Raw genomic sequence first — 11,233 nt, 5'->3', positions numbered from 1 at the left:
ATGGTTAGAACAAGAAGAAACGCTCCGTGTCTCTGAGATCAGCAAAAATGACAATTTACCGGGATCTAAGGCCTTTAATTGAGCAACAAAAAATCCATAAAACATCCAATGGTATTATGCTTCGTCCTCAACCCCACCATTCTTCTAATCATTGTACGTATTGCTATAAACCGTCTGATTCACGTTTATCTGTACAGCTCCTAAAATTGAATCATAATGTTGAAAAAACCTGCTGTCCTCATTGCGGGTTACTTCGTTACCATGATATAAAAAATGATATTTCCCAAATTATTTGTCAGGATTTCTTAAAAGACACAACAATAAGTGCAAAAATGGCAGTATATTTCTAATAAACCCAGATTTGAATCTGAATTGCTGCCAGCCACAAGTCATTGCTTTTGAGTCCAGGAAACAAGCGAAACAGTTTCAGTTAGGTTTTGGCGGCAGCATCTATGACTTTGATGCGGCTATTCAAGAGATTCAAAAAAAATGAACGGTTCTGCCTGTTGTGTTTCCCAAAATAAAGGGAGTGAGTAGTGATTATAGATAAAGTACTCATTTTCGAGAAGTGGGTGTAAGACGAATGATTTTAAATTAATTGATTGACTAGAAAGGTAAGATATTTTATGAATTCTACTAAACACAAAAGACCATCAAATTTTCCTTTCAACTCAAAGAATATATATAAAGCTGTTTGGCGCTGGCATTTTTATGCTGGATTGATTTTTATGCCCTTTCTCCTTGTATTATCTATTACTGGCGGCATTTATCTATTTAAACCACAAATAGAACAAGTAAATTACCAGGACATATACCAAGTAAAAGCACAGGAAAACACCATTCCTCCTTCTAAACAGATTGAAAGCGTGTTGAATAAACATCCTGAAGCAAAAGTTGACCGATACCGCCCAGTGGAGAATAAAAATCGTTCAGCAGAAGTGGGAATTAGCAATGGATCCTCTTCGTTAACTGTTTTTGTAAACCCTTATAATGGAGAAATTGTTGGAGAACTTAATGAGGATAAACGTCTTATGAATAAATTAGAAAAACTGCACGGCGAGTTAATGGCTGGTAAGATAGGAGACCGAATCGTGCTTGCTGGGGGCTTATCCTTGTAGCTAGTGAGATATATTTATGGTGGCCAAGGGGGGATAGAAAATTTGGGGGGCATAATACTTCCCAGGTTTTCAAATGGAAAATCCATATTAAGACGTGACTTTCATGCGGTCCTTGGATTTTGGGTATCAGCCGGTATGGTTTTTCTAATTTTAAGAGGGCTGCCTTGGTCAGGTTTTTGTGGTAATGCCGTACAAACTCTAGCAACTAATTCAGGCTTAGGCTACCCTCCTTCTATATGGGTGGGTAATCCCCCCACATCTGAGAAAAATACAGAAGATGTTGCAGATGTGCCATGGGCAGCTGAAAAACTTAATCTTCTTTCTTCTGAAAAACAGAATAATGGAAGAGCATCAATTGACGAAGTTATAAGAACTGCAGATGACCTTGAAATACATTCAAGTTACGATGTGTTTTTTCCAAGTGAATTGGACGGAGTTTATACGATATCTGTATTTCCTCCTAAAGCCCAAGACGAAGCTACTTTACATATTGATCAATATTCAGGAGCTGTATTAGCAGATTACCGCTTTGAAAATTATGGCATTGCCGGAAAAATGATTGCAATGGGCATCACTTTACATAAAGGCTCACAATTCGGCCTGCTCAACCAGATTGCCGGACTCCTCATTTATATAGGTATTGCAGGAGTTGTTGTTACTGGCTTCATTTTGTGGAGAAAAAGAAAACCAAACAGTGGGTTAGGGGCACCTAAATCACCACCTATACGAACCTTAAAAATTGTTACAGCTATTATTGTATGTTTTGGTGTTGTATTTCCTTTAGTAGGCATCTCACTCATTGTCATATGGCTTTTGGATTTTTTCTTTATTCAAAAGGTCCAACGATTAAAGCAATTTTTTAATGTGTAGTACTCATAGAATATTCCGGTGCAATAATGCACCGGAATGTTTGTTAAAAATATGTAAGGTATTAAAGCCATACGGTTTTTTCTTCAAATGCCGTTCTTTTTTTCTCTTTCATATTTTCTAATTCTTTTGCTTCTGGATAGCCTAAACAAACGGTACCAACAACCTTTTTTCCTTCAGGTGATCCTATAAATTCATAAGATCGCTCGTCATGGACTAATCCTATTCCTCTTGTTCTCCACACAAACCCAAGGTCTAATTCCTGAGCAGCCAGCCACATGGAGTGAATGGCGCAGCATACGGCATATTCATTATCCTTTGTATCGGCTTCTGTGGAAGCAATGTCAGAAGTCACTATAATAATAACCGGTGTCTTTTTTACAACTTCCATAGAGCTGTCTACTAATTTCTGTTTTGCTGGAAAACGTTCCTGTAAATAATCATAAGCTACTTCTTCGTACCTTTTTTTGGCTTCTCCTTGAACCACATAGAAACTCCATGGCTCTCGCATACGATCATTAGGAGCAAGGGTTGCCGCTTTTAATAATTCTTGGATTTTTTCTTGTTCTACCTCGCGTTGATCGAAGTTTCGAACAGCTCTTCTCGAATGCAGTGCCTCTAATATACTCAAATTACTTTCTCTCCTTTCACTTTTCTGTCCACGATAAACCAGCTGTTATCTCTTTTCAAGGGAATATTCGGCTGAATTTCAGGAGTTATTATAAAAATCCAGCCATGTTACGCTGGATAAATTTCCATATTAGTCATGATTGTGCTCATATTTTACCACTTTTACATCTCTTTCCTTCCGGGAAAATGGAGAAGACATTTCCCTTATTAATGATTTCTAACGACCAAGCGAACCGGACGAATGACATACCGTTATGCCAGTCACAGGTATAGCATAAAGCGTTGCACAATCATGTTAAAATTCAGTTCAGGATGAATTGAATAAATGAAGCTTAAAAATGTTCAATTATGGAGTATGGAGTAGATATTCACCGATTCAGCCCTTATCACATGGATACAGAATTTACAACTGGTTATCCGTAGGCAAGCCGAATAAAACCTTGTTATTATTTGTCGAAAAAATTAATGAGGTTCTTAAGGCTGGTTATCATTGGTGAGCATTTCACCACCGTGTTCACGGTTTTTTTGCATGGAAACGGTTTGGAAAAATGTTTCACCTGTTATTTTCGTGTTTCCATCCACAACTGAAACCCTTGTTAGGTCATTTTAGAGGCGATGGACTCTGGTCTCCCGGTTGTTTGTAGCAGCTAACTGGGGCCCAACCGTCGAGTAATTTTCTGAAGGTGAGACCGGTTTATTATTTAATGCTGATATAAAAGGAAATTTAGGTCTAGTGGTCTCTAAGTTGCGGGATGAAAGATTGAGAAAGACGATTGGAACTAGGGAAAACCAAACACACAAGCATTTAGCTAGGCTCAGCCGAGTGAAGAATTGTTAGGATATTACCAGCAGTTACTGGCAGAGCAGCAGAGTTATTCCCTCCCCATGCATACAAGTGAATTGGGGAGGTTATCCCTGTTACCCAACCCCAAAATCCCCCGTATCACCCAAGAAAGTGGTAAGGGGGGATTGTTTATAGGGCAACTGGATCAGTTCGGTATATAAAAAGGCAGACCGAGTGAGAGATCAGGGTGCTGCCTTTTTTCTAGCAATTATTTTCCGAGGATATCCTGGATTGGTGTGACTTTGATTTGATTTTTGGTCAATGAATCACAAATTGTTTTCGCCAATTTCACTGCACCCGGGGTATCGCCATGGATGCAAACGGTCTCGGCAGTGACATTTGCGTCGTTACCGGTGTGAGCTTTCACTTTTCCTTCTTTCACCATACGTACAACACGCTCTGCCATTGCGTTGTAGTCATCAATAGTTGAACCTTTTCGGGTGAGGATAATCGATCCTGTTTCTGTGTGTTCTCGGTCGGCGTAGGTTTCCTTCGCCACCCGAACCCCCATTTTTTCTCCTAACTCCGCGACAGCTGAATTGTTCATGGCAAAAACGATAATGTTTTCATCCACTTCTGCAATTGCTTCAAGGATTGCTCTTGCAATCGTTTCATCTTCCATAGCCATCATGTATAATGCGCCGTGGGGCTTGCAATGGGCGATCGGCAAGCTGTAGCAGCTCGCAAACTCTCGCAGGGACCCTAATTGGTAAGTGACATAGTCTTTGATTTCTGAAGGAGTACAGTTCATATGCCTGCGCCCGAATCCCATAAGATCTGGGAAAGAAGGATGTGCACCGACCTGGACGTTGTGTTCTTTCGCTAGCTCTACGGTCTTTCGCATGGTACTAGGATCCCCTGCATGATAACCGCATGCGATGTTGGCTGAAGTAATATACTGTATCATTTCTTCATCGTTGCCCAACTGATACATACCAAAGCTTTCTCCCATGTCACAGTTTAAATCAACTTTCATTTTCCAGCCTCCTTTCCGGCGTTTCTAGTTTGCAAGTAATCGGTCGTATATTTACCTTCACGAAAGTCGGGCTCCTTTAGCAGCTCTTTGAATAGCGATAGATTCGTAGTAACGCCATCGATTTCAAACTGATCTAATATTATCTCAAGTTTATCCAGCGTCTCGCTTCTATCCTTTCCATGTACAATGATTTTTCCAACCATTGGGTCATAAAACGGGGAAATCGTATTTCCTTCTTCATAGGCAAAATCGAATCTTCCTACATCTTCTGGGAATTTCAATGTTTTTAGCTTGCCTGGGGAAGGGAAATAAGTTGTTGGGTCTTCGGCGTATACACGACCTTCGATGGCGTAGCCATTTTTCGTAATATCCTCTTGGGTCAGCTCCAGGCTTTTATTGGCTGCAATTTTCAGCTGCAGCTCGACAAGATCCAATCCAGTGATTTCTTCAGTGACAGGGTGCTCGACTTGCAGGCGTGTATTCATCTCAAGGAAGTAGAAGTCACCGGAATCATCATCAAAGATGAATTCCATGGTGCCGACGTTGGTATACCCTATTTCCTTGACTCCTGTGACCGCCGTTTCGCAAAGCTTCTTTCGCAAATCCTCATTTAAAAAAGGAGATGGGCTTTCTTCAATGACTTTTTGGTTCCTTCTTTGGATGGTGCATTCACGTTCAAATAAATGGAGGGCATTTCCTTCCTTATCGGCAACGACTTGGACTTCTATATGACGTGCGTTTCGAATAAAACGTTCCAAAAAGACCGTATCATCCCCAAAGGAAGAGCTTGCAGTTTGTTTCGCGGAGGAAAAACATTTTTTCAATTCCTCCTCATCCTTGATGATATGCATGCCAATGCCGCCACCGCCGGCGCTTGCCTTCAACATGAGCGGATAACCGAGGTCTCCAGCGATCGATACGGCATGTTCGACCGATTCTAACTGGCCATCCCATCCGGGAACGACCGGAACACCTGCTTTTTTCATATGACGACGAGCCTCGATTTTATTTCCCATCAAATTGATCATGTCAGCATCTGGCCCGATGAAGGTAATGCCCGCTTCTTGACAACGTCTTGCCAAAGCTGGATTTTCTGATAAAAATCCGTACCCTGGGTGAATGGCTTCAGCTCCAGTTTCCTTGGCGACCTCCAATATATTATTGATATTCAAATAGCTCTTATTTGCTTGTGAGGCTCCGATTGGGTAAGCTTCACTGGCCTCTTTGACGAAGGGGGTTTCTGCATCTGCGTCAGAATATACTGCAACTGTCTGTATCCCATTTTTGTTGCATGTCCGTATGATTCGACGAGCAATCTCCCCACGATTTGCAATCAGAATTTTTTTAAAATAAGTCATATTTCCACTCCCTAATTGTTTTTATTCTAGTTCTACGAGAATTTGTCCAGCTTCCACAATATCTCCATCCCCGACGTTGATGCTTGTGATGATACCGTCTTCTTCTGCCTGAATCTCTTGAAAGCTTTTCATGACCTCAACCAGCCCAATGACATCTCCGGATTTGATGCTTTGTCCTTCTTCGACATACATCGGTTTCTCTGGTGCCGGCCTCCGGTAAAACACTCCAGGGAGAGGGGATGCGATTGTCTTCATTTTATTTTCTCCTTTCATACCAATTATTTTGATTCGATCAAACTTTTGATCTCTTTTAAATTTCGATTCACGTCTTGGCGCGCTTGTAACGCTTCATCCAATGAGACGGACACGAACTTGATTTTCTCATTCGTTTTTGCTTGAGCAATACGGTTCAGATCGGTACTGATGATGGTGGCAATCGTTGCATATCCTCCACCAGTAACGGCGTCATTTAATAACGCAATCGGCTCGACACCGTCCGGAATTTGAATCGATCCAATAGGGTAACCCAGGTCGACTACGTTAGACGGGTTACTTCCTGCACCGAATGGCTGATCGCGTGGCACGAAGTCCAGACGCTCCCCTTTTAAGCGATAGCCAACGCGGTTAGCTTCAGGGGGCACGGTCCACTCAATATCGAGGAAGCGCTGTTTGCTTTCTTCCGTCAGACGATAACTGCACAATCCAATGATCACTCGGATCTCATGCCGATTTGACAATTCGGGAATGAATTGTTCCGTGACATATGCTCCAGCTTTTATGTCAGTTTCTTTTAAATCACCGATAATAAGGGTGTCACCTTCTTGTAAAGCACGACCTTCGAGTCCACCGATCCCACATAAGGTATAGGTGGATCGGGAGCCCATGATTTCCGGGACTTCAATACCACCTGCAACTGCGAGGTAGGACCTAGCCCCTTGTTTCACAAAATCAAAAGATAAAATATCTCCTGACTTGACCCTCAGTGTTTCCCACATGGGAACAGGATCGCCATTTATTTTTGGAGGAATGTTTCCCCCCGTCAATGCTATAGTGGCATCCTGTTGGAATGCCAACTCGGGCCCCATATAAGTAATTTCCAGTAAAGCAGCGCCCTTGGCATTCCCCGTCAATAGATTGGCAACAGAATAAGAGTACTGATCGACTGCTCCTGAAGGAGGCATGCCTGTTTCGTAATAACCAACCCTTCCGTCATCCTGCACCGTTGTCTGTAAACCAGGCTTTAACACTTTAATCATGGTATAACCTCCTCAAGACCTTTTCGGAAAATGCCCGCGGGTCCTTCAGCACATCATCTGGCTTGAAGGTGAAGTCTTTCTTATGGTATTCGAAGATGCCGGCCTCAACCTCTTCCCTAATAGCGTCATATTCTTCACGTGTGACATCCCGATATCTAAAAATGTCTCCTTGACGTGGGAAAACCATTGACTCTTTAAAATCAGGAAGCTTCTGCTCTTTATCAAAAACTGGAGCTGCAGCAATTCCAAACATCTGATAGCCTCCAGCACCTTGGGCAGGATAGATGACGGAGAATCCTCCACCGAATCCGAAGCATCGTTCCGGAGTGAATGTGCGCGGGCGCACATACTTCGGTACTTCGATCTGCTCTTCTCTTGGAACGATTTGAAAGCAGAACGGCAGACCTGGCACAAAACCGATCATTGACACTAAAAATGGGGCACCTGTTATGGCCTTGATGAAATCTGCCTTGGAATCATAGCCATTGATGCTGGCAGCATATTCAATATCGGTGGAATCAGGGTCTTGATGTCGATCCCTGAACTGCATGACTGCTTCATGAGTCCATGGGTCTTCGAATAAAATGGGCACATCGACGAGGCGCGAGTTAATAACGACATCATCCAGATTTTCAACTGAACTCTCGAGCTGCTTCAATTCTTCGATCAAGTCATTAGCGTCCAGTTGATCCGGATTGTAGCGCACCATGTAGGACGCATTGGACGGGCAGACATCAAGAATTCCGGGTATGTTTTTCTCTTTCATCTTTTTCGTAATTGCCATTGCTTGAAAATTGACGTCCAAGCTCATCTCTTCACTAAGTTCGACGAATATGAATTCATCTCCGCCATAACTGTAACGGGTTTTAAAATCGTTCAACATCAATCACCTCACTCTAGTTATTGAAAATAGTTATGTTTCTTGTGCAGACAAGCATTACAAACCAATAGAAATGTATTTCGTTTCCAAATAATCATCGATCCCATGGCGACCCCCTTCCCTTCCGAGGCCGTTTTCTTTGAAGCCACCGAAAGGAGCTTGCGCAGCGGAAGGGGCCCCATCATTCAGTCCGACAATTCCGTAGTCAAGTGCTTCGGAAAAGCTTGGCCTCTTTTTCTCTGTATCTGGTACCGAATCGAGGCGCTCCTGATTAATGGGATTCAACATATCGAAGTTTGAATCCGAACGGAAGGGTTTCCATTGATAAACATATCCACCGTGCATCCTCCTTTTTATAACGATTCTCTTTCCTTTCATACTGACGACACCGGTAATGCCGGCATTCCCGGTAAATACGGCGCCAGCATTGATTAGTGAAGGTGTTCCAGCTTGTAATGATCCCCGCCACATCACCAATCATTAATAGTTGAGCGCATAATGCAGACCCGAACAAACTAGCCATCACATCTGCAGCAGTCAACTCCGTTCCAGCCGGTTGTTTTTCGTTCAGCCCCGATGAAATATGGATTGCCGTGTTGATAAGATCTCCCCCGCTCCCCATCAATACCAAATGCAATGCACCTTTCAGCAATTGTCCAAATGTACCCAGCCTTATAATTGGACAGTGCTATTCCATCCCAGCAAGCAAAGCGAATGCTCCAAATGAGTCAGCAGAAGTGATTTATGTAACGGATAACGCGATTCATATCCAGGAAATTTCGCTCCCGAAGCTGAGACCAGTAGGTCGATACCAAATAAACATTTTTTTAATTTTCTTTCTTTTTTATGGGAAATTTCCACGGTTTAAACTGAAGTATAAGTACTATTTTGCCAAACGGTGCGTATCGAATTTTCCATAATTAATAATCCCTCTTTCAGTTCTTCATTCGTAATAACAAGGGGCATCAAAAAGCGGATAACATTCCCGTATACACCAGCCCCCAATACGAGCAGGCCCTGTTGTTGAGCTGTGGAAATTATTTTGGCGGCGAGACCTTTAGCTGGTGTTTTATTTTCTTTATCGCTCACAATTTCTACTGCTACCATTGCTCCTAAACCACGAACATCACCAATACAATCCAATTGCTCTGCTAAATGATGAAAAGTGTCCTTCACCTTTTGTCCAATCACATTTGCTCGTTGATTCAATCCTTCTTCCTCAATGATGTCAATGGCAGCAAGTGCAGCCCGACACCCCATCGGGTTTCCACTATAAGTACCGCCTAATTCCCCAGGATTCGCAGCATCCATAATTTCTTGTCTGCCAATAACCCCACTGATAGGGGTGCCAGCACCTAGTGATTTGGAAACGGTGATGAGATCAGGGATGATTTCATAATATTCCGACGTAAAATACCTCCCTGTTCGCCCGAAGCCAGTTTGAATTTCGTCAGCCACAAAAAGGATGCCGTGTTGTTCACAAAGATTTTTCACTGCTTGGACAAAGGATTTATCAGGTACTATGAATCCCCCTTCTCCTTGGATAGGTTCCATGACAACGGCTGCAATCGTTTCTGGTGCGACTTCCTTCAATAGAAAATCCTTGAATTGTTCGATAATAAAATTATTGTACTCTTCCTCACTCATGCTTTGTGGTCTTCGATAAGCATAAGGGAAGGGGGCCTTATATACTTCCGGGGCGAAAGGACCAAATTCAAATTTGTAAGGCTTCACCTTGCTGGTCATCGACATAGTCATTAACGTCCGCCCGTGGAAACCGTTCGCAAAAGTGACAATTGCTTGTCTACCTGTGTATTTTCTAGCTACCTTCACAGCATTTTCGACTGCTTCAGCACCGCTGTTTTGTAGAAGAACTTTTTTGTTATGATGACCTGGGGCTAGTTCGGCCAATTTTTCAGCCAGGGCGATATATGGCTCGTACATCATGATATTGAAGCCTGTATGAATATATTTTTCCACTTGATCATGCAATGCTTCCTTCACTTTAGGATGGCAATGACCGACGTTAATGGTACCGATTGCCCCGGCAAAGTCGATAAAGGTGTTGCCATCCACATCGGTAACCTTTGCACCTTCAGCTTCCTTAGCGAAAGTCGGGATGCCATAACTTACAGCTTCAGGTACAATCCTATGACGACGTTTCAGTAATTCACTTGCTAGAGGTCCAGGTAAACTTGTGTTGATTAAAGTATGTTTTGACATCTAAATTTCCCCCTTCACTTAGTTAAAAATGGATGTGCGTTCTGACAAATCACTTAATGTAGATAGTAAATGAGCTTTAATAGCTTTACGCACCCCCTCTTCATCCCTTTTTCGAAACTCAGCTACAACGTTTTGATGCTCTGGAATCGACTTCACCTCTTTCAATGGAGTTGTATAAAATTCATCTTTTAAAATCAGATAGCAATCAGACCATTGGTTAAGCGTTTCAATCTGCTGTAATAGAAACTTATTTCCTGAGATTTTTGCTGGATAAGTGTGGATAAGACCATTTACCCGCATGAATGCTTCAAAATCTTTTGCTTGATAGGCTTCAACCTCTTGTTCTAAAAATTTTTCCATGAAATCGATGTCCTGTTCGGACATGTTAGCCACAACTAATCCCGCTGCATAACTTTCCAGTACAACCCGAAGCTGGAAGACATCCTCCAGTTCTTTGTCCGAAGGGTTGCATACAAACGCACCCTTATGAGGGACTAACTCAATGAGTCCTTCATTCTCCATCCGTTTGAATGCAGTTCGAATAGGGGTCCTGCTCATTTGCAATTCTTGACTGACCCAATCCTCGGTCACCCGTTGACCGGGACTCAGTCTCTTGAGCATGATTGCCCGTTTCACCTTTTCATAGGCTAATTCTTCGTTTCTTTTCTTGTTTATCATAAGCGAACCCACCAATGTATTCATAAATTGTATACAATATAACCTTATTATTTATCACTCTATCACAAACACATTCTTTTTACTAGTTATTTTCTGAAAAAAAGAATTATTAAAAAAATTGAGAAGGGTTCCTGTATTGAGTTTTGAACAAAAAAGAGTCCCCTTGGTTTAATACGGGCATAAAACCAAGGAGGACCCACAATGAATTATACGCAAAATGAAACAACAAAAGGCCTACATAAATGTCGGGATGGAGACGACTGGTCATTACTATAACGTTGGTTTACCAACAGGTAAAGGACCGGCGATACTCTGTACCCAATCTTAAGAGAACAGCTCCGGCCTTTATAAGGGGGAATTGACCACTAGTAAGCGAGGAGACGAAGACGATTACGCCGTATTC

9 protein-coding genes and 2 pseudogenes are annotated in these 11,233 nt (G+C 42.3%); 1 reads left to right on the top strand and 10 read right to left on the bottom strand.

Annotated elements, in window-relative coordinates; genetic code table 11:
- Nucleotides 1-626: 626 nt before the first annotated feature.
- Nucleotides 627-1,988, top strand: a pseudogene (locus ACE1TI_RS00595) (PepSY-associated TM helix domain-containing protein).
- Nucleotides 1,989-2,049: 61 nt separating this feature from the next.
- On the opposite strand, the gene ACE1TI_RS00590 reads toward ACE1TI_RS00595, so the two are convergent.
- The 10 genes and pseudogenes from ACE1TI_RS00590 to ACE1TI_RS00545 all read right to left on the bottom strand — a co-directional run bounded on the left by ACE1TI_RS00590 (nt 2,050) and on the right by ACE1TI_RS00545 (nt 10,830).
- Nucleotides 2,050-2,616 (bottom strand): nitroreductase family protein, encoded by a 567-nt coding sequence (locus ACE1TI_RS00590; RefSeq protein ID WP_375005627.1) that lies wholly within the window; start codon nt 2,614-2,616, stop codon nt 2,050-2,052.
- Nucleotides 2,617-3,667: 1,051 nt separating this feature from the next.
- Nucleotides 3,668-4,435 carry a LamB/YcsF family protein gene (locus ACE1TI_RS00585; RefSeq protein ID WP_375005626.1) on the bottom strand — a complete coding sequence of 256 codons (768 nt, stop codon included), beginning with the start codon at nt 4,433-4,435 and terminating at the stop codon, nt 3,668-3,670.
- The gene (locus tag ACE1TI_RS00580) at nt 4,432-5,793 is read right to left on the bottom strand and encodes an acetyl-CoA carboxylase biotin carboxylase subunit (protein WP_375005625.1); all 1,362 of its coding nucleotides are present in this window, start codon (nt 5,791-5,793) and stop codon (nt 4,432-4,434) included. Before ACE1TI_RS00580 ends, ACE1TI_RS00585 begins: the two co-directional genes overlap by 4 nt.
- A 21-nt stretch (nt 5,794-5,814) precedes the next feature.
- Nucleotides 5,815-6,048 carry an acetyl-CoA carboxylase gene (locus ACE1TI_RS00575; protein ID WP_375005624.1) on the bottom strand — a complete coding sequence of 78 codons (234 nt, stop codon included), beginning with the start codon at nt 6,046-6,048 and terminating at the stop codon, nt 5,815-5,817.
- Between the two features lie 23 nt (nt 6,049-6,071).
- Nucleotides 6,072-7,049: a 5-oxoprolinase subunit C family protein gene (locus ACE1TI_RS00570; RefSeq protein ID WP_375005623.1), complete on the bottom strand. Its 978-nt coding sequence runs from the start codon at nt 7,047-7,049 to the stop codon at nt 6,072-6,074.
- Nucleotides 7,042-7,932 carry a 5-oxoprolinase subunit B family protein gene (locus ACE1TI_RS00565; RefSeq protein WP_375005622.1) on the bottom strand — a complete coding sequence of 297 codons (891 nt, stop codon included), beginning with the start codon at nt 7,930-7,932 and terminating at the stop codon, nt 7,042-7,044. The genes ACE1TI_RS00570 and ACE1TI_RS00565 overlap by 8 nt, the downstream gene beginning before the upstream one ends.
- Before the next feature lie 54 nt (nt 7,933-7,986).
- Nucleotides 7,987-8,148: pseudogene (locus tag ACE1TI_RS00560) on the bottom strand (aldehyde dehydrogenase family protein); the annotation flags it as partial.
- A 52-nt stretch (nt 8,149-8,200) separates the two neighbouring features.
- Nucleotides 8,201-8,560: a hypothetical protein gene (locus ACE1TI_RS00555; protein WP_375005621.1), complete on the bottom strand. Its 360-nt coding sequence runs from the start codon at nt 8,558-8,560 to the stop codon at nt 8,201-8,203.
- Between the two features lie 233 nt (nt 8,561-8,793).
- Entirely contained in the window at nt 8,794-10,152 is a 1,359-nt protein-coding gene (gene gabT, locus ACE1TI_RS00550) for a 4-aminobutyrate--2-oxoglutarate transaminase (protein ID WP_375005620.1), read from the bottom strand.
- Nucleotides 10,153-10,170: 18 nt separating this feature from the next.
- On the bottom strand, nt 10,171-10,830 hold the full coding sequence (locus ACE1TI_RS00545; RefSeq protein ID WP_375005619.1) for a GntR family transcriptional regulator: 660 nt from the start codon (nt 10,828-10,830) through the stop codon (nt 10,171-10,173).
- Between the last annotated feature and the right edge of the window lie 403 nt (nt 10,831-11,233).

The organism is Alteribacillus sp. JSM 102045 (assembly GCF_041949975.1).
In the GTDB taxonomy this organism is placed as follows: Bacteria; Bacillota; Bacilli; order Bacillales; family Marinococcaceae; genus Alteribacillus.
Note: the sequence above shows the minus strand (reverse complement) of the source record. Positions and strands in the feature narration are given on the sequence as shown.

What these genes read in the sequence shown, in the direction of transcription:
- ACE1TI_RS00585 (WP_375005626.1), bottom strand. Translation starts at nt 4,435, where the DNA reads ATGAAAGTTGATTTAAACTGTGACATGGGAGAAAGCTTTGGTATGTAT.
- ACE1TI_RS00580 (WP_375005625.1), bottom strand. Translation starts at nt 5,793, where the DNA reads ATGACTTATTTTAAAAAAATTCTGATTGCAAATCGTGGGGAGATTGCT.
- ACE1TI_RS00575 (WP_375005624.1), bottom strand. Translation starts at nt 6,048, where the DNA reads ATGAAGACAATCGCATCCCCTCTCCCTGGAGTGTTTTACCGGAGGCCG.
- ACE1TI_RS00570 (WP_375005623.1), bottom strand. Translation starts at nt 7,049, where the DNA reads ATGATTAAAGTGTTAAAGCCTGGTTTACAGACAACGGTGCAGGATGAC.
- ACE1TI_RS00565 (WP_375005622.1), bottom strand. Translation starts at nt 7,932, where the DNA reads ATGTTGAACGATTTTAAAACCCGTTACAGTTATGGCGGAGATGAATTC.
- gabT (WP_375005620.1), bottom strand. Translation starts at nt 10,152, where the DNA reads ATGTCAAAACATACTTTAATCAACACAAGTTTACCTGGACCTCTAGCA.
- ACE1TI_RS00545 (WP_375005619.1), bottom strand. Translation starts at nt 10,830, where the DNA reads ATGATAAACAAGAAAAGAAACGAAGAATTAGCCTATGAAAAGGTGAAA.